Genomic DNA, 20710 nt, shown 5'->3' on the forward strand with positions numbered 1-20710 from the left:
TGTCGTTGCAACTACAATCGTTGCAATTGCAATCCTATGCCGGAACCGATGGCGCCGGCGACATGCCAGTACTCGAAGGAGGGACATGCAGACTGCGCGACCCGGTCCGCCCGTGCGGACACCCGACACCCGCCGCGCCGCGGCGGCCTGCCTCGAGCGGCTGACGACGCGGCGGCTCGTACCGCAAGGCCAGGCGATGTCCCCGCTCGGCGCGATGCGCGCGGCCGCCGATTGCCTCGAACGCGATGCGGCGACGTCGAAGCGCGTGTGGATCGTCCGCGCCGATGCGCGCGAACCGTTCGCCGACACACGCGCACATCGCCACATCAGCGCGTGGCCGCTGCGGTTTCTCGATCCGGGCAAACCTTTCGAGCGACCGCTGCTGTACCTGCTGCACGCGCGTGCGATCGACCGGCTGCGGCTGGCATCGATCGAGACCGTCGATCGCGGGATCTTCGTGAACGATGCGGAAACGGCTGCGTCGTCCTGGCCGAAGGGCGTCACGCCCGACGCCCCGCACTGGCTGGCCGCGAACCCCGCGTGCACACCGTACGACCCGGCGTCGGGACACGAAGCGATCGCGATCCTGCGCCACGCGCTGCACACGCTTTATGTCGCCGGCCAGCCGGGCTTCTTCTACCTCGCGGGCCACGACGACTGCGTGCCCGATGCGAAGCCGCTATCGGCCCCGGCCGCCCGTGATGCGTACAACGGCATGGTGCGGGCCGGCCGGCGCACGGCGGCCGGCGCGGCTGCGCGCATCCGGCTGTGCGGCGCGGGCAGCACGCTCGCGCAGGTGATGGAAGCGGCCGACCTGCTGCACGACGAATGGCGGATCGATTCGACGATCTGGAGCTGCCCGAGCTACACGCAGCTCGCGCGCGACGGTCGAGCCGCCGACCGCTGGAACCTGCTGCATCCGCACGATGAACCTCGCATCGCGCACGTCCGTGCATGCCTCGGCGAAGGCGACGCGCCGGTGCTCGCAGTGACCGGTTACGCGCGGCACGTCGCCGCGCAGATCGGCGCATTCATCCCTGCCCGCTTCAGCGCGGTCGGCGCGGATTCGGCCGGCCCCGGCACGCGCACGCCGGATCCACGGTGGATTGCCGCGGTCGCGCTCCGCCTGCTGGCCGACGACGGCCGCGTGCCGGCCGACTGGGCCGCGCAGGCGATGCACCGTTATGCGCGCGGCTGATGCGCGCGCCGGCTGCCGTTACTTCGCGTCGGCGGTCGCGTCGCGCGCCACGGCCGTCGCGCGGTCGAGCGCGGCGGCCATCGCCGCCTGCTCCTTGCCGGTGAACTGGTCGAGAAAGAGTTCCGCGACCGTCGACTGGTACACCTTCCACATCTTCTTGCGCAGCGTTCGCCCCTTGTCGGTGATGCTCGCAAACGCGGCGCGGCCGTCGTCGGCCGACCGCGCGCGCGTGACGAGCCCTTCCTGTTCGAGCCGGTCGACGAGCCGCGTCAGGTTGTAGCGCTCGATCGCGAGCACATCGGCCAGCTCGTGCATGCGGCGCGTGCCGTCGGGCCCGCTTTCGAGGCCCCACAACGCGTCGTACCACGCATAGGCGGGAAGGCCTGCCGCCGCGAGGCGGCGCTCGATCTCGCGAATCATCGTCCGGTGCGCGCGGACGAACGAGAACCACAGATCGGGTTCGGGTGCGCTCATGTCAGGTCGTTCCTTTCAGTGAATTGCAGTTGCAATTAAATTTTACCTCGACAACAATGGCCTTCGATACGATTGCAATTGCAATCATTTCTTTGCCCGCCGATCGGCAGGCATTCCGTCGCGCGACGCGGCGCCACGACCGTCGCCCCGCGCAGCCTGATGCTTCTGGAGACACTGCATGACCGCACCTCTCGCGTTACCCGACATCGACCCGCAGGAAACCCGCGAATGGCTCGATGCGCTCGAATCCGTGATCGCGCTCGAAGGCCGTCCGCGCGCGCACTACCTGCTCGACCAGCTCGCCGATCTCGACGCAGCCCGCCACGGCGACCTGCACGGCCGCGTGACGACCGCCTACGTGAACACGGTGCCGCGTGAGCGGCAACCGGCCTACCCTGGCGATCTCGCGCTCGAACGCCGCCTGAACGCGATGATCCGCTGGAACGCGATGGTGATGGTGCTGCGTGCGGGCCGGCATTCGAACGTCGGCGGCCACATCGCGACTTACCAGTCGGCGGCCGTGCTGTACGACGTCGGCTTCGACCACTTCTTCCGCGGCCGCACCGACACGTTCGACGGCGACATGGTCTACATCCAGGGCCATTCGGCGCCCGGCATCTATGGCCGCGCGTATCTGGAAGGCCGCATCACGGATGCGCAGCTCGACAACTTCCGCCGCGAGACCGGCCGCGAAGCGGGCCGCGACGGGCTGTCGTCGTATCCGCATCCGCGCCTGATGCCGGATTTCTGGCAATTCCCGACCGTGTCGATGGGGCTCGGGCCGCTCACGGCCGCCTGTCAGGCGCGCTTCATGCGCTACCTCGAATACCGCGGGCTGAAAGCCCATCAGGGCCGCAAGGTGTGGGCGTTTCTCGGCGACGGCGAAATGGACCAGCCCGAATCGCTTGCCGCGATCTCGCTCGCCGGGCGCGAACGGCTCGACAACCTGATCTTCGTCGTCAACTGCAACCTGCAGCGCCTCGACGGCCCCGTGCGCGGCAACGGCAAGGTCATCCAGGAACTCGAGGGCACGTTCCGCGCGGCCGGCTGGAACGTCGTCAAGGTGATCTGGGGCAGCGGCTGGGATCGCCTGCTCGAACGCGACACGACGGGCCTGCTGCGCCAGCGCATGATGGAATGCGTCGACGGCGACTACCAGACCTTCAAGTCGCAAAGCGGCGCATACGTGCGCGAGCATTTCTTCGGCAAGTATCCCGAGTTGCTCGACCTCGTCGCCGACCTGTCCGACGACGACATCTGGAAACTGGCGCGCGGCGGTCACGATCCGGAGAAGGTCCATGCAGCGTATGCCCAGGCGATGCGTGCGGACGGTCGTCCGACCGTCGTGCTCGCGAAAACCGTCAAGGGCTTCGGGATGGGCGAAGCCGGCGAAGGCCAGAACGTGAACCACCAGCTGAAGAAGATGAGCGCGGACGCCGTGCGCGCGTTCCGCGACCGTTTCGCGCTGCCGGTCAGCGACGCTCAGCTCGACGAACTGCCCTATCTGAAGCCCGAGCCGGGCAGCGCCGAAGCGCGCTATTTCGCGGAACGCCGCGCGGCGCTGGGCGGCCACGTGCCGGCCCGCCTCAACACCGTCGCGCCGCTGCCGGTACCGCCGCTCACCGCGTTCGACGCGCAGTTGAAGGACAGTGGCGAGCGCGGGCTGTCGACGACGATGGCGTTCGTGCGCATCCTCGGCACGCTGCTGAAGGATCCTCAGCTCGGCAAGCTCGTCGTGCCGATCGTGCCGGACGAATCGCGTACGTTCGGCATGGAGGGCCTGTTCCGCCAGATCGGCATCCACTCGCATCTCGGCCAGCTCTATACGCCGCAGGACGCGGGCCAGCTCAGCTACTACAAGGAGGCGAAGGACGGGCAGATCCTGCAGGAAGGGATCAACGAATCGGGTGCGATCGCATCGTGGATCGCGGCCGGTACCGCGTACAGCAACCACGGGTTGCCGGCGATCCCGTTCTACATCTTCTATTCGATGTTCGGGCTGCAGCGCGTTGGCGATCTCGCGTGGGCAGCCGGCGACGCACGCACGCGCGGCTTCCTGCTCGGCGCGACGTCGGGCCGCACGACGCTGATGGGCGAAGGGCTGCAGCACAACGACGGGCACAGCCAGGTGCTGTCGTCGGTGATTCCGAACTGCGTGTCGTACGACCCGACCTATGCGTACGAACTCGCGGTGATCGTGCGCGACGGATTGCGGCGGATGTTCGCGGAACAGGAGGACATTTACTACTACATCACGCTGCTCAACGAGAACTACCCGCATCCGGCGCTGCCCGACAACGCGGAGACCGGCATCCTGAAGGGGCTTTACCTGTTGCGCGAAAGCGCGCCGCGCAAGGCCGATGCGACGCACGTGCAGCTGATGGGCAGCGGCGCGATCCTGCGCGAAGTGATCGCCGCCAGCGACCTGCTCGCCCAGGACTTCGGCGTGTCGAGCGACGTATGGAGCGCGACGAGCCTGACCGAGCTGCGCCGCGACGGGCTTGCCGCCGAGCGCTGGAACCTGCTGCATCCCGATCAGGCGCCGCGCGTGCCGTATGTGCAGCAATGCCTCGACGGTCGCCCGGGGCCCGTCGTCGTCGCGACCGACTACATGAAGATCGTCGGCGACCAGATCCGCGCATTCGTCGACGGCCGGCGCTTCGTGTCGCTCGGCACCGACGGCTTCGGCCGCTCGGATACGCGTGAGGCACTGCGCACGTTCTTCGAGGTCGACCGGCACTTCATCGTGATCGCCGCGTTGAAGGCGCTCGCCGACGATGGTGCGATCGAGCGTGCACGCGTCGGCAAGGCCATCCGGCGTTACGGCATCGACATCGACAAGGTCGATCCGGCCACCGTGTGATCACGCGGCGCGCGACAGGCACGATCCCACCGGCCTGTCGCGCGGCGCCGCTCGCATTACGGCTTCGACTGCGCGAGCGGGGCTTGCGCGCCCTGCTCCGCGCCCGAGCGCCAACCGCCCGCAAGCGCCCTGTACAGCGCGACCGTCGACGCCGCGCTGCGTGTCCGCCCGTCGGCCGCCGCGTCCTGCGCCTGCAGCAGCGTCCGCTGCGCGTCGAGCACTTCGTAGTAGTCGATCGCGCCGGCCGAGAAACGTGTCTGCGCGAGCTGCGCGGCGCGCGCGCTGTCGTCCGCCGCGCGCACGAGGTGCGCGGTCTCGTCACGCGTGCGTGCGACACGCAGCAGCGCGTTCTCCGTTTCCTCCAGCGCGCCGAGCACGGTCTGCCGGTACTGCGCGAGCTGGCCGGCCGCTTCCGCGTCGCTCGCGGCAATCCGCGCTCGCACGCGGCCGACGTCGAGGAACGACCAGTCGATACCGAGCGCGATCAGGTTCGTGTCGCTGCCCGCGCGGAAGAACCCGTAGCTGCTCGTCGCGCTGCCGAGCAGGCCCGACAGCGTGAAGCGCGGAAACAGGTCGGCCGTCGCGACGCCGACGCGCGCGGTCGCCGCGTGCAGCCTTGCCTCGGCGGCCGCGACATCGGGACGCCGGCGCAGCAGGTCGCCCGGCGTGCCGGGATCGATGTCGGCGGACAGCGCCGGCAGCGGCACCGGCGTGCCCGCCGCCGCGCCGGTTTTCGGCAAATCGAAGCGACCGATCAGCGCATCCGGCGTCTGCCCGGTCAGCACCGCGAGCCGATGCTCGTCGACGCCGATCGCGGCTTCGTACACGGCGATCCGCGATGTCGTCGATTCGAACTGCGCCCGCGCACGCGCCGCATCCAGCTCGGACCCTCGCCCCGCGCCGACGCGCGCATTGATCAGCGCAAGCGTCTGCTTCTGGTTGTCGGCGTTCTCGCGCGCGATCCGCAGCCGCTCCTGCGAGCCGCGCAGATCGACATACGTACTCGCGACCTCGCCGGCGATCGCGACGCGCACCGCGCGCACGTCGGCCGCGCTCGCTGCCGTTTCCGCGCGTTGGGATTCGATCGAACGACGCACGCGGCCGAACAGGTCGAGTTCCCATGCGGCATTGATCCCGACGCTGGACGTCGGCGCGTCGCGCTGGCTGCGCGGCGCGCCGAACGCCTGGTCCTTGCTCATCAACTGATGGCCGATCTGGCCGCTCGCGGTGATCGTCGGAAAGCGGTCGAAGGTCGCCTGCGACAGCAATGCATTCGACGCGTCGTAGCGCGACACGGCCACCTGCAGATCCTGGTTCGCCGCGAGCGCCGCGTCGATCAACTGCGTCAGCGCCGGATCACCGAAGCCACGCCAGAACGTGGCATCGGCAGCCGCCGACGCGTCGGGCACCGTATCGTCCGGCGACGCGTCGCGCTGCGTGGCCGGATGCGCGTCGCGCGCGAACCGATCGGCCGTGGCCGTATCGGGCCGCTTGAAATCGGGGCCGACCGCGCACGCGGCAAGCGTCACCGACATCGCGAGCGCGGAAAGACGGAAAGCGGCGCTCATCGGTTTTCTCCTTCGAGGGTGCCGTGCTGTTCGCTCCAGACGGCCGGCGTGCCGCCCGCGAGCTTGCGGATCGCCACATAGAACACGGGTGTCAGGAACAGCCCGAACAGGGTGACGCCGAGCATCCCCGCGAACACGGTAACGCCGGTGGCGGCACGCACTTCGCTGCCGGCGCCGCTGCCGATCAGGAGCGGCACCGAGCCCGCGATGAACGCGACCGACGTCATCACGATCGGGCGCAGCCGCAGCTTGCACGCTTCGAGCGCCGCTTCGATCACGCCCTTGCCCTGGATTTCGAGTTCGCGCGCGAATTCGACGATCAGGATCGCGTTCTTGCACGCGAGCCCCATCAGCACGACGAGACCGACCTGCACGAACACGTTGTTGTCGCCGCCGGACAGCCATACGCCGAACAGCGCCGCGCACATGCACACGGGCACGATCAGGATCACCGCGAGCGGCAGCGTCCAGCTCTCGTACAGCGATGCGAGCACGAGGAACACGAGCATCACCGCCAGCGGGAACACGACGATCGCCGCGTTGCTCTGCGTGACCTGCTGGTAGCTGAGGTCGGTCCATTCGAGCGTGATGCCGGGCGGCAGCACCTCCTTCGCGATCTGCTGGAGCTTCGCGATCGCCTGCGACGACGACATCACCTTCGGATCGGCATCGCCGATCAGGTCGGCGGCGGGATAGCCGTTGTAGCGAACGACCGGGTCGGGCCCGTACGCGGGCGCCACCGTCACCATCGAGCCGATCGGCACCATCTCGCCCTTCGCGTTGCGCGTGCGCAGGTTCGCGATGTCGGCGGCCGTCTGCCGGTGGCCGGCATCCGCCTGCGCCATCACGCGATACACACGGCCGAAGATGTTGAAGTCGTTCACGTACATCGAGCCGAGATACACCTGCAGCGTGTTGAACAGGTCGGTCAACGCGACGCCCTGCGCCTTCGCCTTCAGCCGGTCGACCTTCACCTCGAGCTGCGGGATGTTCGCCTGGTACGAGCTGACGGGATAGCTCATCCCCGGCGTCTTCGCGACCGCGGCCTGGAACGTCGTCAGCGCCTTCTGCAATTCGCCGTAGCCGAGCGCACCGCGATCCTCCAGGTACAGCGAGTAGCCCGAACCGTTGCCGAGGCCCTGGATCGGCGGCGGCATCAGCGCGTAGGTAATGCCGCCGTTGATCGCCGCAAAGCGTGCGTTCAGGTCCGCATTGATCTGCGCGGCGCTGCGATGACGCTGGTCGAACGGCTTCAGGATCACGTACGAGTTCGTGATGTTCGGCGTGTTCACACCCTGCAGCGCATTCAGCCCCGCGAACGCCGGCACCATCTCGACGCCGTCGGTGCCGAGCGCGATCTTCGTCATCTGCTCGGTCACCGCGCTGGTGCGCGCAAGCGACGCGCCTTCCGGCAGCTTCGCGCCCGCGAACAGGTACAGCTTGTCCTGCACGGGGATGAAGCCGCCCGGCACCGCGTTGAACAGCAGCGCGGTCGCCGCGAGCAGTACCGCATAGACGGCGAACACCATGCCGCGCCGCTTCAGCGTGCGACCGACGACGCCGTGATAGCGATCCGAACTGCGCTCGAAGAAGCGGTTGAACGGATGGAACAGCCAGCCGAATGCGCGATCGAGCGCACGCGTAAGCGCATCCTTCGGCGCGCCGTGCGGGCGCAGCAGCTTCGCCGCGAGCGCGGGCGACAGCGTCAGCGAGTTGATCGCGGAGATCACCGTCGAGATCGCGATCGTCACCGCGAACTGCCGGTAGAACTGGCCCGTGACGCCCGACATGAACGCCATCGGCACGAACACCGCGCACAGCACGAGCGCGATCGCGACGATCGGCCCCGACACCTCGCGCATCGCCTGGTGCGCGGCATCGCGCGGGCTCAGCCCCTGTGCGATGTTGCGCTCGACGTTCTCGACGACCACGATCGCATCGTCGACGACGATCCCGATCGCGAGCACGAGCCCGAACAGCGTCAGCGTGTTGATCGAATAGCCGAGCAGATGGAGAAACGCAAACGTGCCGACCACCGACACCGGCACCGCGACGAGCGGAATGATCGACGCGCGCCACGTCTGCAGGAACAGGATCACGACGAGCACGACCAGCACGACGGCCTCGATCAGCGTGTGCTGCACCGCGCGGATCGACTCGCGCACGAACACCGTCGGGTCCCACACCGGGCGGTACGCGACGCCGGGCGGGAACCGCTTCGACAGCTCGTCGAGCTTCGCATACACGGCCTTCGCGACGTCGAGCGCGTTCGCACCCGGCGACAGGAAGATGCCGACCACGGCCGAATGCTTGTCGTTGAAATACGAGCGCAGCGTGTAGTCGCCCGCGCCGAGCTCGATGCGCGCGACGTCGGACAGCTTCACGACCTGGCCGTCGTCGCCGTTGCGCAGCACGATGTCGCTGAATTCCTGCACCGTGCGCAGGCGGCCGCGCACGTTGATCGACACGAGGAAGTCGTTTTTCTTCGGCGACGGTTCCGCGCCGAGCTGGCCGGCCGACACCTGCACGTTCTGCTCGCGCACCGCCGCGATCACGTCGCTCGCGGTCAGCCCGCGCGACGCGAGCCGGTTCGGATCGAGCCACAGCCGCATCGCGTAGTCGCCGGAGCCGTACACGCCGACGTCGCCGATGCCGGTGAGCCGCGACAGCTCGTCCTTCACGTGCAGCGTGAGGTAGTTGCGCAGGTACAGGGAATCGCGGCTGTTGTCCGGCGAATAGAGGCTCACGTACATCAGCGGCGTCGGCGACTGCTTCTGCGTGGTCACGCCGTACTGGCGCACCTCGTCGGGCAGGCGCGACAGCGCCTGGCTCACGCGGTTCTGCACGCGCACGGCGGCAGTGTCGGGATCGACGCCCTGCAGGAACGTGACGACGACCTGCAGGCTGCCGTCCGACCCTGCAACCGACTTCATGTACATGATGCCTTCGACGCCGTTGATCGCTTCTTCCAGCGGTTCGGCGACCGATTCGGCGATTTCCTTCGGGTTCGCGCCCGGGTACGTCGCACGCACGACGACGCTCGGCGGCACGACTTCCGGGTACTCGCCGGCCGGCAGCATCGGAATCGAGATCAGGCCGATCGCGAAGATGACGATCGACAGCACGACCGCGAAGATCGGCCGGTCGATGAAGAATCGGGAGAAATCCATCGTATCGCTCCCGTCACTGCGCGGCCGGCGTGCCGGCGTCGGCCACGGCCTGCGTGGCGTGACCGGCATCGGCGCGCGCGGGCAGCGCCTTCGGCTTCACCTGCGCACCCGGATAGTAGATTCGCTGCACACCGTCGACGACCACGCGATCGCCCGCCTGCAGCCCCTTCTCGACGATCCGCTCGCCCTCCATCTCGCGGCCGATCGTCACGTCGCGGCGCAGCGCCTTGTCGCCGGGCCCGATCACGTACACGTACTTGCGGTCCTGGTCGGTCAGCACGGCCTTGTCGTCGACGAGCAGCGCATCCTGGTCGCGGCCGCTGACGAGCTGCACGCGTGCATACAGCCCCGGCGTAAACGTATGGTCCGCATTCGGCAGCCGCACGCGCGCACGGATCGTGCCGGTTTGCGGGTCGAGCCGGTTGTCGAGGAAATCGACGGTGCCCGCGTGCGGGAAGCCGGTCTCGTTCGCGAGGCCCACGCGCACGGGATCGGCGCCGATCGCGCGATGCTTCGGATCGGCGCGGCGTGCGTTGTAGCGCAGGTAGCTCTGCTCGTCGCAATCGAAGTACACGTAGACGGGGTCCTGCGACACGACGGTCGTCAGCAGCGTGTCGTCCGCGCGCGCGAGGTTGCCGACGGTCGCGACCGCGCGGCCGACGCGCCCGGCGATCGGCGCGCGCACTTCGGTGAAGCCGAGATTGAGCTTCGCGTCGGCGACGGCCGCGTCGGCCGCCTGCAGGTCCGCGCGCGCCTGCTCGGCGGTGGCGCGCGCATTGTCGAGTTCTTCCTGCGACGTCGCATGCGCATCGATCAGCGTCTGCACGCGCTTGAGTTGCACCTGAGCGAGGCTCGCGGCCGCACGGGCCCGCTGCTGCTGCGCGTTGGCGCGGTCGAGCGCGATCCGGTACGGACGCGGGTCGATCTCGAACAGCAGCGCGCCCTGCTCGACGAGGTCTCCTTCCTTGTAGGCCACGCGCTGCAGATAGCCGCTCACGCGCGGCCGCAATTCGACCGCGTCGACCGCTTCGACGCGCCCGTTGAACTCGTCCGCGAGGCGGACCGTGCGCGGCGCGACCGTGGCGACGCCGACCTCGGGAAGGGGATGGGCCGACGATGCGTCTTTGCCGTCGTGACAGCCCGACAACGCCAGCAACAACGCACAGGCGGCGCCCAAAGGCGACGTCCTGCGTAGGGATAAGGAGAGCATGATGCCTCGCGACGAGTTAAACTGCCGCGTAGCATAAAAGTTGAAGTTAACTTTAAGTCAAGCTTTCCCCGGAGAACGTCATGGGTACCCCGGAAGAATCGAAATGGCCGCTGATGTCGATCCGCGAAGTGGCCGCGCGAAGCGGCGTGCCGGCATCGACGCTGCGGTTCTACGAGACGCGCGGACTCATCAAGTCGCACCGGAACGGCTCGAGCCATCGTCACTATTCGCGTGCGGTGCTGCGGCTGATCGCGTTCATCGTGTTCGCGCAGAAGATCGGCTATTCGCTCGACGAAATCGCAGAACAGCTCGTCAGCCTCCCCGAGGACACCGCGCCGAGCAACAAGGACTGGCAGCGGCTGTCGCGCGGCTGGAAACAGCGCGTCGCGAACCGGATCGAGGAGTTGCAGCGGCTCTACATCAACCTCGACGAATGCATCGGCTGCGGCTGCCTGTCGCTCAAGCGCTGCAAGCTGACCAACCCGGAAGACCGCGCGGGCCGCAACGGGCCCGGCGCACGACGCTGGCTCGGCGACAAGCCGCCGACGGATATCGAATGACGGATGTACCCGCGCCCGCCGCTGGCGCGGTGTGCGTCACCCGACGCGCCAGCCGCCGTTCACCGCGATCGTCGCGCCCGTGACGAACGACGCGCGCGGCCCGGCGAGCCACGCGACCGCGTCCGCGACGTCATCCGGATGCCCGGCGCGGCCGGCCGGCGTCTGCTCGCGGATCGTCGCGGCGATGGCCGGCGCAACGCCGCCGTCGCCGAAGAAGCGCGTGTCGGCGATATAGCCGGGCGCGACCGTATTGACCGTTGCACCGCGCGGCCCGAGTTCGCGCGCCAACGCAACGGTGAACCCTTCGACGCCGGCCTTCGCGGCCGCATACGCCAGCCCGCCCGGCAGCAGGCTGCCGGCGCGCGCCGCGATCGAGCCGATGTTGACGATCCGCGCGGCACGGTCGGCCAAGTGCGGCAACACGGTCGTCGTCGTCAGGAACAGGCTTTTCAGGTTCGCGTCGAGCACGGTATCCCACACGTCCTCGGCCTCGCCCGCCTCGGTATCCGCACCGACGCGGCCGGTCAGCCCCGCGTTGTTGACCAGCACGTCGATGCGCGGCCACCGCGCGACGATCGCGGCGACCGCCGCCTCCGCCTCGCGCCGCACGCTCAAATCGCCCGCCTGCCCGATCGCCGCGCCGCCGAGACGCGTGACGGCCGCCTCCAGCCGCGCGACGTCGCGCCCCACGATCGCAACGCGATACCCGTCCTCCACCAGCCGGCTTGCGATCGCGAAGCCGATCCCGCTCGACCCGCCCGTGACGATTGCCGTTCGCTGCCGTTCGTTGCCCGCCATGACCTGCCCTCCTGACTCTCGACGGTTGATGACAAGGCCATTCTGGGCAACGCCAGGTGATAGGTAAAATACGAATTCGATGATCAACTGATACATGGAAGGTATCGCATGATCGATCTGCGGCAGTTCAGGCAATTCATCGCGGTTGCCGAGACGCTGAGCTTCCGGCGCGCGGCCGAGCGACTGCACATGGCGCAGCCGCCGCTCAGCGCGGCGATCCGCAAGCTGGAGGACGACCTGGGTGTGGCGCTGCTCGAACGCGACAACCGCGGCTCGCGACTCACGCCGGCCGGCGAAGCGTTCCTGCTCGAAGCGCGGCGTGCGCTCGAACAGGCCGAGCGCGCGGTGGCCGTGGCCCGCCGCGCAGGCGCCGGCCTCGGCGGCACGCTGCGGCTCCGGTTCGTCGACAGCACGGTCAACGCGCTGCTGCCGCTGATCCTGCGCGCATTCCAGGAACGGTATCCGGACGTCGATTTCCAGCTCGAGGAAGGGACGACCGCCGAACAGGTGCTCGCGCTGCGCCAGGATCGTACGGACGTCGGCCTCGTCGTGCTGCCGGTGGCCGATGCCGGCGATGTGCGCGTCGAGCCGCTGCTGCGCGACCGGATGGTCGCCGCGCTGCCCGACGGCCACCGGCTCGCGCACCGCAAGCGCATCGCGCTCGCCGAGCTGGCGGACGAACCGTGGGTCATGTTTGCCGCGCACCACGGGCCCGGCATGCACGCGCTGATCGTGACCGCGTGCGCGCAGGCCGGTTTCGCGCCGCGTGTGGTCCAGCAGCCGCGCCAGATGCAGACGACGGCCGGGCTCGTCGCGGGCGGCATCGGCGTCGCGCTGATGCCGCGCCTGTTCGTGCCGATGCAGCCGCACGGCATTACGTTCTGCGAACTGAAAGATGCGGGCAGCCCGCTAGCCTACGAGTTGGCGATCGCTTACCGCACGCCGTCGCCGCTCGTCGATGCGCTGCGCGAGACCGCGCGAACCGCGGTCGGCGAACTGGGGCTGGCTGCCGCGACGTGACCGCGCGCGTTGCGCGCGCGGCGGCGCTCAGTCGCCGATCATGGTGTACACGACCGCGAGCACGGCCTGCCGGAAAGCCTCCGGCCGCGTCGGCAGCGACGTGAACTCCAGCATCATGTGGCTGTACGACACGGTCGTGCCGATCGCGCTCGCGATCATGAAGAACAGCACGTTCGGATCGACCGGACGGATCGCACCCGCCTCGACCGCCTCCGTCAGCAGCGGAAACATCGCATCGTGATACGGGCGCACGATCCGCTCCTGCAGCCGGTCGAGCCGCCCGCCCTCCTCGGTCGCCGCGGTCGAGAAGAACATGCCGATATCCGGCTCCGCGAACTCGTGATCGACGCATAGCTCGAATGCGCGCCGCACCCGGTCGCGATGCGGCAGCGACGACATGCGCAACGTACGCAGCGCATCGAACAGCGGCTCGGCCAGCTCGACGATCTGCTCGACGACCGCCAGCCACAACGTTTCCTTCGTGCCGAAATGATGGGCGATCAGCGCCGCGTCGATGCCCAGCTCGCGCGCGACCTCGCGCACGCTCGTCGCATCGTAGCCACGCTTCGCGAAAGTGCGGCGCGCGGCCCGCAATATCACGTCCGGACCGACGGACGCATCGGCCAGCGGCCGCCCGCGCGTACGCCGCTTCGACGGCACGCGCTCAGTGACTTCAGCCACGTTTTCCTGCTCCCCTTGAGTGGTTCGAATGCCCGTGTTCGGGCCCCGGTTTCATGTCCCCGGAACTGGATCGCTCGCCCTGCTCCGTTGACACGCGGAGCCGGGAAGCGCTACGATCATACCTTATTCATCACGTGATGATTTATCCATGACAACCCCTACACGCATCGTCATCGTCGGCGGCGGGATCGCCGGATTGCAGCTCGCGACCCGCCTGGGCGAGCGTCTCGGCCGGTCCGGGCGTGCACAGGTCACCATTGTCGACCGCAGTCCGACCCACATCTGGAAGCCGATGCTGCACACGATCGCGGCCGGAACGCGCGACGTCCAGCAGCAGCAGGTGATTTTCCTCGCCCATGCCCGCGACCACGGCTACACGTACCAGCCGGGCGAACTGAAGGGGCTCGATCGTGCGCGCCGCCGCGTGCAGCTCGGCGAGATCCGCTCGCAGGACGGCGAGGTGGTGATCGAGGCGCGTGAGCTCGAATACGACGTGCTGATCCTCGCGCTCGGCAGCCAGGCCAACGATTTCGGCGTGCCGGGTGTGCGCGAGCACTGCTACTTCATCGACAGCCAGCAGCAGGCCGAGACCTTCAACGAAGCGTTGCGGATGCGCGTGTTCCGCAGCATCGCGCGCGACGAGCCGTTCCGCGTCGCGATCGTCGGCGCGGGCGCGACGGGTGTGGAGCTTGCGGCGGAGTTGAGCCGCCTGCTGGAAGTCGCACAGGCCTATGGCGACGAAACGGTGCGTGAGCGGCTGCAGCTCACGCTGCTCGAAAGCGGCCCGCGCATCCTGAACGCGTTTCCGCCGAGGATTTCCGCGTCGGCGCAGCGGCGCCTCGAACAGATCGGCTTTCACGTGCTGACGTCGACGCGCGTCACGTCGGCCGACGCCAACGGTTTCCACTACGGCGACGGTTCGTTTGCCGAAGCGGACCTGATGGTCTGGGCCGCCGGCGTGAAGGCGCCCGATTTCATGCAGGCGCTCGGCGGGCTCGACACGAACCGCGCGAACCAGGTCGTCGTCGGGCCCACGCTGCAGGCAACGGGCGACGAGCACGTGTTCGCGATCGGCGATTGCGCGAGCCTGCTGCCCGACGGCCACGAACGGCCGCTGCCGCCCACCGCGCAGGTCGCGACGCAGCAGGCCGAACATCTCGCGAAGCACCTGCCCGCGTGGCTCGACGGCACGCCGATTCCGCCGTTCGCGTTCCACGATTTCGGCGCGCTCGTGTCGATCAGCGACTACGACGCGTTCGGCACGCTCGGGCAGTTCGGGTTCTTTCGCGGCGGCTTCATCCAGGGGCGTTTCGCGCAGTTCAGCCACCTGATGCTCTACCGGCGGCACCAGCAGGCGCTGCACGGTTTCTCCAAGGCGACCTTGCTGTGGATCGCCGAACGGATCAACGGCTGGGTGCAGCCGCGCATCCGCCTGTCGTGATGCCGCGCGTTGCGGCACCGCGTAACGTTTCGAGGAAAGCAGACATGAACAACCCTGCAGCGCCCTGGCTCATGACCGTTGCCGCGATCGGCAGCTTCGACATGCCGTCCGTTTCATGGGGCGTCCCGCGGCGGCGCACCGTCACACGCGACCGCCTGCCGTCGTGGGACGCGTCGAGCAAGCCGACCATCAACGTGCTCGAACGGCCCACGGCCGACACCGTGATGATTTCGTGGTGCGATGCGTGCACCGGGCATTACGGCTATCAGAAGTGGCGGCTGTTCACCGCGCGCAAGCGCGGCGTCTGTGCGCTGTCGGGGCGGCCGATCGCGGCCGGCGACAGCGTCTATGCGCCGCAATTGCTCGGCTCGACGCCGGGCAACGCCGCCGCGATGGTGCTCGCCGCGTGCATCGACGAGGCCCTCGCGGCCTGACGTCAGGTCGACGTGGTCCGAGCGGCGACATAGGCCGGATCGCTGTTCTGCCGTTCCAGTTCGGCATCGAGATGCGCGGCATGCGCCAGCGCTTCGGATTCCGACATCAGCTCGCCCTCCCACTTCGCGACCACCGCGCTGGCGATCGAGTTGCCCACCGCGTTCGTGGCCGAGCGGCCCATGTCGAGGAACGTGTCGACACCGAGTATCAGCAGCAACCCGGCTTCCGGGATGTTGAACTGGTGCAGCGTCGCCGCGATCACGACGAGTGACGCGCGCGGCACGCCGGCCATTCCCTTCGACGTCAGCATCAGGATCAGCAGCATCGTGACCTGCGTGCCCAGCGACAGGTGGATGTTGTAGGCCTGCGCGATGAACAGCGACGCGAACGTGCAGTACATCATCGAGCCGTCGAGGTTGAACGAATACCCCATCGGCATCACGAAGCTCGAGATCTTGCGGCGCACGCCGAAACGGTCGAGCGCGTCGAGGATCTTCGGGTACGCGGCCTCCGAGCTCGCGGTCGCGAACGACAGCATGAACGCTTCCTTGATCAGCACCAGCAGCCTGAACACACGGCGGCCGAGGAACAGCAGCCCGGCGGCGACGAGCGTGGCCCACAGCAGCACGAGGCTCACGTAGAAGTCGCCCATGAACACCGCGAACTTCAGCAGGATCGACAGCCCGTTGATCGCGACGGTCGACGCCATCGCGGCCATCACCGCAAGCGGCGCGAGCTTCATCACGTAGCCGGTGATCTTCAGCATCACGTGCGCGAGCTGGTCGATCGCGGCGACGAGGATCTTGCCGCGCTCGCCGAGCGCCGACAGCGCGACGCCGAAGAACATCGAGAACACGACGATCTGCAGGATTTCGTTGTTCGCCATCGCCTCGGCGAAGGACTTCGGCACCATGTGGCCGACGAAGTCCTTCAGTGTGAACTTGGACGTCGCGAGATGCGCGGACGCGCCGATGTCGGGCAGCGGCAAGCCGAGATTCTCGCCCGGCCGCAGCAGGTTCGCCATCAGCAGCCCGAGCAGCAGCGAGATCAGCGACGCGGTGACGAACCAGCCGAGCGCCTTCACGAACACGCGACCGACCGACGACGCATCGCCCATGTGCGCAATGCCGACGACGAGCGTCGAGAACACCAGCGGGCCGATCACCATCTTGATCAGCCGCAGGAACACGTCCGACACGAGCGAGATGTAGCCGGCGATTTCCGCGGCCGACTGCTTGTCCGGAAACTGCGTGTAGATCAGGTAGCCGATCAGGATGCCGGCCGCCATCGCGAGCAGGATCCAGCCTGCCGCGGACATTCGTTTGTTCATAACGGGATTCACCGCACGGTGATGGAGTTGACGGATGAAAAGCGCGCGCCCGGCGCCGTGGCGGGGAGCGCGCGGTGCGAGCCGGTCAGGCTCGCGGATGTCCGTGAACGGACGCGCTGCCGCCGCTGCGGCATTCGCGGGAACGCGAACACCGGCGGCAGCGGTTCGGCAAGAAACGATCAGGTCAGTAGCCGATCGCCGAGCCGGCCGGACGGCGCGGATCGTTGACGCCGTAGATGTAGCCGGCGCGCACGTTGCCGGACACCGACGAATCGTTGCCGGAACTCTGGCGGCTCGCCGCTTCGGTGCCCGGCAGGCCGACCATGATCAACTCGGCCGCACCCCAGGGCGTCTGCTCGACCATCTTGTAGCCCATGTTGCGCAGGATCGAGAGCGTGTCGGGCGACAGGCCGCGGGTCTCGTAGTAGACCTCGTCGGGCAGCCACTGATGATGGACGCGCGGCGCGTCGACCGCATCCTGCGGGGTCATCCCGTAGTCGATCACGTTCAACACGGTCTGCAGCGTGATCGTGATGATGCGCGACCCGCCCGGCGAACCGACCACCATGAACACCTTGCCGTCCTTCTTCACGATGGTCGGCGCCATCGACGACAGCGGACGCTTGCCCGGCGCGATCGAGTTGCGCGTGCCCTGCACGAGACCGAACAGGTTCTGCGCACCGACCTTCACGGTGAAGTCGTCCATCTCGTCGTTCAGGAAGAAGCCGGTGCCCGGCGCGATCACCACGGCACCGAAGCGGCCGTTGACCGTATAGGTCGTCGACACCGCGTTGCCATCCTTGTCGATGATCGAATAGTGAGTCGTCTCCGGCTTCTCGTGCACGCCGACGCCCGGCTGCACGTCGACCGATGCGGTCGCCATGTCACCGTTGATGTGCTTGCGAATCTCGGCCGCATATTGCTTGCTCGTCAGCTTCGCGACCGGATTGTCGATGAAGTTCGGATCGCCCAGCAGCGTGTTGCGGTCCTCGTATGCATGCCGCATCGCCTCGGTCATGTAGTGCACCACCGCAGCCGACTGGTAGCCGAGCTTGCGCAGGTCATACCCTTCGAGGATGTTCAGCGTCTCGCACATCGTCACGCCGCCCGAGCTCGGCGGCGGGGCCGACACGAACTCGTAGCCGCGATACGTGCACGTCAGCGGCGCCATGTCCTGCGCGCGGTAGGACGCGAAGTCGGCAGCCGTGATCACGCCGCCGCCACGCTTGGCCGCCGCTTCGACGATCTTCGGGATCTCGCCGTGATAGAACGCGTCGGGCCCCTGCTCCGCGATGCGCTCGAGCGTCCGGGCCAGGTCCTTCTGCACCAGGCGGTCGCCCGGCTGCAGCGGCGTACCGTCCGGCCGCAGGAAGATGCGGGCCGCTTCCGGGTCCTTCCTGAAGCGGTCGACCGTCGTGTCGAGGATGTCGGTGTCGCCGCGCGTCAGCACGAAGCCGTCGCGCGCCAGCCGGATCGCCGGCGCCATCACCTGCTTGCGCGTCAGCTTCCCGTACTTGCGCTGCGCGAGATCGAGGCCGGCCACCGTGCCCGGCACGCCGACCGCGCGATAGCCGTACAGGCTTTCGTCCGGAATGACGTTCCCTGCCGCGTCGAGATACATGTTCGCGGACGCCGCGGCCGGCGCGGTCTCGCGGAAATTGATGAAGCGGTCGCGGCCGTCGGCCAGGTGGACGGTCATGAAACCGCCGCCGCCGATGTTGCCGCAGCACGAGTTGGTCACCGCCTGCGCATAACCGACCGCCACCGCCGCATCGACCGCGTTGCCGCCTTCCTTCAGGATGTCGACGCCGATTTGCGACGCAAAGTGCTGCGACGACACGACCATGCCGTTCTTCGCTTCGACCGCGGGGGTCGACGCAGCGAACGCGCTCACGCTCATGGCCGACAACAGGGTGAGTACTACGAGCCGCCTCATGACGGGATCCTCCAGACAAGTAAACCGGGCCGTGCCGGGATGCGCGGGCGTGCGAACGCGGGTCGACGCTCCCCATCCGGACATGTAATAAACAATACATTCCAGCGAGGCCGCGATCATATCACTCGATTTTTTGCGCCAAAACCTAGGGTTATCACTGAATTTAAAGCGAACGTTCGCCGAGATGCTTATTGGCATATGTTTGTTTTATTACATCAATAGGCCAAGCAAGTGGCAGAGCGATGCGTCCCTCTAATACCGGGACTTGCACGGCCCGCCATCCGTCAATCGGCTAACATGCGTGGAGTCGCCGGCAGACCGCGGTCTGCCGTTTGTCATACAGATAAGAGAGCTGGAGTGCCCGATGGGGACGAGCATCAGGGCGTTGCTGTTATCCCAGATGGATAGCTTCACGCCGTCGGAACAGAAGGTTGCGCAGGCGTTGCTGGATCGCTATCCCAGTCTCGGGCTGGGGCCCATCGCGCAATTCGCGAAGCAGGCGGAAGTCAGCGACCCGACCGTGTTCCGCTTCGTCGTCCGGATCGGCTTTCCCAACTACTCGTCGTTCCAGCAGGCGCTGCACGACGAGATCGACACCGCAATGAATTCCCCGCTCGCGCGGATGGACGCGTTCCATTCGGAAACGGGCCTGCGCGACAGTCATTCCGCGATTTTCCAGCGGCTGTCCGAATCGCTCGCGACCACGATCGAAGGACTCGATGCGGCGGCATTCGACGCCGCGGTGGCGCTGCTCGCCGATCCGGACGTGCGCGTCTTCTGTGGCGGCGGACGTTATACGGCGCCGCTCGCATCGCTGTTTTCGTTCACGCTCGCCTATGCGCGGCCGCATGTGCAGGCGGTCGAACCGAACGTGAATCTCGCGTCGGTCGCGCTGGCCGACATGGGGCGCGGCGACGTGCTCGTGATCTTCGACTTTCGCCGCTACCAGAAGGACAGCATCCGCTTCGCGCAGGCCGCGCACCGGCTCGGCACACGCATCCTGCTGATCACGGACGAATGGCGCTCGCCGATCGGCGAATTCGCGGAGATCGTGCTGCGGATCCAGGGACGCCCGTTCGCGATGCTGCAGACCAACGTGCCGGCACTGGCGCTCGCCGAAGCGCTGGTGATCGGCGTGACGAACCGGCTGCCGGAACTGGCAAGGCAGCGGATGGAGAAGATCGAGCGGCTCAATACCGCGGGGATCGAGCAGGATACGAATCGGCGAAATTTGCCCGAATGACGATCGCTCGCCATCCGGGCACGAACATCAGCTCTCGACATCCTCGAGACTGAACACTTCCGTCTTGTCGTTGTACGAAAAGACTTCGCCGTAGCGCCCCCAGTCGATCACCGCGTCGAGCGTTTCCTCGGCCGCTTCGTCGGACAGGAAATCCTCCAGCTCCTGCTCGAAGCGCACGCGCGGCGCGCGATGGCCCGGGCGCTCGTTCAGCACCTTCCGGATCCGCGCCGCCAGCGGCACATGCTTCAGCAGGTGATCGGCGAACATCAGCTTGCGCTCCTGCGTGCCGAACTCCGCGAACACGCGGGCAGGCGGCGTCAGGAACACGTCGCCTTCGCGCACGTCCGCGAAACCGAGGTACTGCAGCACTTCGGCGATCGGGAACAGTTCATCCACTTCCAGATGCAGCGTGCGCGCGATTTCCGGCATGTCCGCGCGGCCGTGGTACGGCGCCATCGCAAGCGTCTCGATCAGGCCGGCCATCAGGTTGGTCGACACGCGCGGCATCCAGCTGCCGAGTTCGAGCCCCTTCTTCGTCGCCTCGTTGGTCTGGCGCGCGGTCATCTTCGCGTAGATGTCGTCGACGAGCTTGCGGAAATCGGTGTCGAGCCGGTTGCGCGGATGCTTGAACGGCACCTTGATCTCGGCGATCACGCGACCCGGGTTCGACGACAGCACGAGGATCCGGTCGCACATGAACACGGCTTCCTCGATGTTGTGCGTGACGATCAGCACCGACTTGATCGGCATGCGGCCTTGCGTCCACAGATCGAGCAGGTCGGT

General features: G+C 67.6%; 16 protein-coding genes. 7 read left to right on the forward strand and 9 right to left on the reverse strand.

Features of this window, described 5'->3' with window-relative positions; all coding sequences use genetic code 11:
* Positions 1-85 precede the first annotated feature (85 nt).
* Positions 86-1198, forward strand: coding sequence for a pyruvate dehydrogenase (locus HWX87_RS27345; protein ID WP_176050196.1), 1113 nt, complete (start codon positions 86-88; stop codon positions 1196-1198).
* 18 nt (positions 1199-1216) lie between these two features.
* On the opposite strand, the gene HWX87_RS27350 is transcribed toward HWX87_RS27345, so the two are convergent.
* Entirely contained in the window at positions 1217-1672 is a 456-nt protein-coding gene (locus HWX87_RS27350) for a MarR family transcriptional regulator (RefSeq protein WP_176050197.1), read from the reverse strand.
* A 178-nt stretch (positions 1673-1850) separates the two neighbouring features.
* On the opposite strand from HWX87_RS27350, the gene aceE reads away from it, so the two are divergent.
* Entirely contained in the window at positions 1851-4535 is a 2685-nt protein-coding gene (aceE, locus tag HWX87_RS27355; RefSeq protein ID WP_176050198.1) for a pyruvate dehydrogenase (acetyl-transferring), homodimeric type, read from the forward strand.
* Between the two features lie 56 nt (positions 4536-4591).
* On the opposite strand, the gene HWX87_RS27360 is transcribed toward aceE, so the two are convergent.
* From HWX87_RS27360 to HWX87_RS27370, 3 genes are read right to left on the reverse strand one after another with little or no spacing between them, the layout of a single operon-like run.
* Positions 4592-6103 (reverse strand): efflux transporter outer membrane subunit, encoded by a 1512-nt coding sequence (locus HWX87_RS27360; RefSeq protein WP_176050199.1) that lies wholly within the window; start codon positions 6101-6103, stop codon positions 4592-4594.
* Entirely contained in the window at positions 6100-9273 is a 3174-nt protein-coding gene (locus HWX87_RS27365; protein WP_176050200.1) for a multidrug efflux RND transporter permease subunit, read from the reverse strand. Before HWX87_RS27365 ends, HWX87_RS27360 begins: the two co-directional genes overlap by 4 nt.
* A 13-nt stretch (positions 9274-9286) precedes the next feature.
* Entirely contained in the window at positions 9287-10483 is a 1197-nt protein-coding gene (locus HWX87_RS27370) for an efflux RND transporter periplasmic adaptor subunit (protein ID WP_176050201.1), read from the reverse strand.
* An 80-nt stretch (positions 10484-10563) separates the two neighbouring features.
* On the opposite strand from HWX87_RS27370, the gene soxR reads away from it, so the two are divergent.
* A complete protein-coding gene (gene soxR / locus HWX87_RS27375; RefSeq protein WP_176050202.1) occupies positions 10564-11043 on the forward strand; it encodes a redox-sensitive transcriptional activator SoxR in 480 nt (159 codons plus the stop codon).
* Positions 11044-11079: 36 nt separating this feature from the next.
* On the opposite strand, the gene HWX87_RS27380 is transcribed toward soxR, so the two are convergent.
* Positions 11080-11841, reverse strand: a complete 762-nt coding sequence (locus tag HWX87_RS27380) for an SDR family oxidoreductase (RefSeq protein ID WP_176050203.1) — start codon at positions 11839-11841, stop codon at positions 11080-11082.
* Positions 11842-11949: 108 nt separating this feature from the next.
* Here HWX87_RS27380 and HWX87_RS27385 point away from each other — a divergent pair, with 108 nt between their 5' ends.
* The gene (locus tag HWX87_RS27385; protein ID WP_176050204.1) at positions 11950-12861 is read left to right on the forward strand and encodes a LysR family transcriptional regulator; all 912 of its coding nucleotides are present in this window, start codon (positions 11950-11952) and stop codon (positions 12859-12861) included.
* Positions 12862-12888: 27 nt separating this feature from the next.
* Here the strand turns inward: HWX87_RS27385 and HWX87_RS27390 are convergent, their stop codons facing one another.
* Positions 12889-13542 carry a TetR/AcrR family transcriptional regulator gene (locus tag HWX87_RS27390; protein WP_176050205.1) on the reverse strand — a complete coding sequence of 218 codons (654 nt, stop codon included), beginning with the start codon at positions 13540-13542 and terminating at the stop codon, positions 12889-12891.
* Positions 13543-13690: 148 nt separating this feature from the next.
* Here HWX87_RS27390 and HWX87_RS27395 point away from each other — a divergent pair, with 148 nt between their 5' ends.
* The gene (locus tag HWX87_RS27395) at positions 13691-14983 is read left to right on the forward strand and encodes an NAD(P)/FAD-dependent oxidoreductase (RefSeq protein WP_176050206.1); all 1293 of its coding nucleotides are present in this window, start codon (positions 13691-13693) and stop codon (positions 14981-14983) included.
* 44 nt (positions 14984-15027) lie between these two features.
* Complete coding sequence (locus HWX87_RS27400; RefSeq protein ID WP_176050207.1) at positions 15028-15417, forward strand: DUF3331 domain-containing protein; 390 nt, start codon at positions 15028-15030, stop codon at positions 15415-15417.
* Positions 15418-15419: 2 nt separating this feature from the next.
* On the opposite strand, the gene HWX87_RS27405 is transcribed toward HWX87_RS27400, so the two are convergent.
* Positions 15420-16748: a dicarboxylate/amino acid:cation symporter gene (locus tag HWX87_RS27405; protein ID WP_176050208.1), complete on the reverse strand. Its 1329-nt coding sequence runs from the start codon at positions 16746-16748 to the stop codon at positions 15420-15422.
* A gap of 184 nt (positions 16749-16932) precedes the next feature.
* Positions 16933-18684, reverse strand: a complete 1752-nt coding sequence (ggt, locus tag HWX87_RS27410; RefSeq protein ID WP_176050209.1) for a gamma-glutamyltransferase — start codon at positions 18682-18684, stop codon at positions 16933-16935.
* A 364-nt stretch (positions 18685-19048) separates the two neighbouring features.
* Between ggt and HWX87_RS27415 the strand changes: the two genes are divergently transcribed.
* Complete coding sequence (locus HWX87_RS27415; protein ID WP_176050210.1) at positions 19049-19927, forward strand: MurR/RpiR family transcriptional regulator; 879 nt, start codon at positions 19049-19051, stop codon at positions 19925-19927.
* Positions 19928-19954: 27 nt separating this feature from the next.
* Here the strand turns inward: HWX87_RS27415 and HWX87_RS27420 are convergent.
* On the reverse strand, positions 19955-20710 hold a 756-nt coding region (locus HWX87_RS27420; protein WP_176050211.1), incomplete at its 5' end, for an AAA-associated domain-containing protein.

Origin of the sequence: Burkholderia sp. BCC1644 (genome assembly GCF_902833225.1) — a bacterium.
In the GTDB taxonomy this organism is placed as follows: Bacteria; Pseudomonadota; Gammaproteobacteria; order Burkholderiales; family Burkholderiaceae; genus Burkholderia.

What these genes read in the sequence shown, in the direction of transcription:
- HWX87_RS27370 (WP_176050201.1), bottom strand. Translation starts at nt 10,483, where the DNA reads ATGCTCTCCTTATCCCTACGCAGGACGTCGCCTTTGGGCGCCGCCTGT.
- HWX87_RS27380 (WP_176050203.1), bottom strand. Translation starts at nt 11,841, where the DNA reads ATGGCGGGCAACGAACGGCAGCGAACGGCAATCGTCACGGGCGGGTCG.
- HWX87_RS27360 (WP_176050199.1), bottom strand. Translation starts at nt 6,103, where the DNA reads ATGAGCGCCGCTTTCCGTCTTTCCGCGCTCGCGATGTCGGTGACGCTT.
- aceE (WP_176050198.1), top strand. Translation starts at nt 1,851, where the DNA reads ATGACCGCACCTCTCGCGTTACCCGACATCGACCCGCAGGAAACCCGC.
- soxR (WP_176050202.1), top strand. Translation starts at nt 10,564, where the DNA reads ATGGGTACCCCGGAAGAATCGAAATGGCCGCTGATGTCGATCCGCGAA.
- HWX87_RS27345 (WP_176050196.1), top strand. Translation starts at nt 86, where the DNA reads ATGCAGACTGCGCGACCCGGTCCGCCCGTGCGGACACCCGACACCCGC.
- HWX87_RS27350 (WP_176050197.1), bottom strand. Translation starts at nt 1,672, where the DNA reads ATGAGCGCACCCGAACCCGATCTGTGGTTCTCGTTCGTCCGCGCGCAC.
- HWX87_RS27415 (WP_176050210.1), top strand. Translation starts at nt 19,049, where the DNA reads ATGGGGACGAGCATCAGGGCGTTGCTGTTATCCCAGATGGATAGCTTC.
- HWX87_RS27405 (WP_176050208.1), bottom strand. Translation starts at nt 16,748, where the DNA reads ATGAACAAACGAATGTCCGCGGCAGGCTGGATCCTGCTCGCGATGGCG.
- HWX87_RS27395 (WP_176050206.1), top strand. Translation starts at nt 13,691, where the DNA reads ATGACAACCCCTACACGCATCGTCATCGTCGGCGGCGGGATCGCCGGA.
- HWX87_RS27400 (WP_176050207.1), top strand. Translation starts at nt 15,028, where the DNA reads ATGAACAACCCTGCAGCGCCCTGGCTCATGACCGTTGCCGCGATCGGC.
- HWX87_RS27385 (WP_176050204.1), top strand. Translation starts at nt 11,950, where the DNA reads ATGATCGATCTGCGGCAGTTCAGGCAATTCATCGCGGTTGCCGAGACG.
- HWX87_RS27365 (WP_176050200.1), bottom strand. Translation starts at nt 9,273, where the DNA reads ATGGATTTCTCCCGATTCTTCATCGACCGGCCGATCTTCGCGGTCGTG.
- ggt (WP_176050209.1), bottom strand. Translation starts at nt 18,684, where the DNA reads ATGAGGCGGCTCGTAGTACTCACCCTGTTGTCGGCCATGAGCGTGAGC.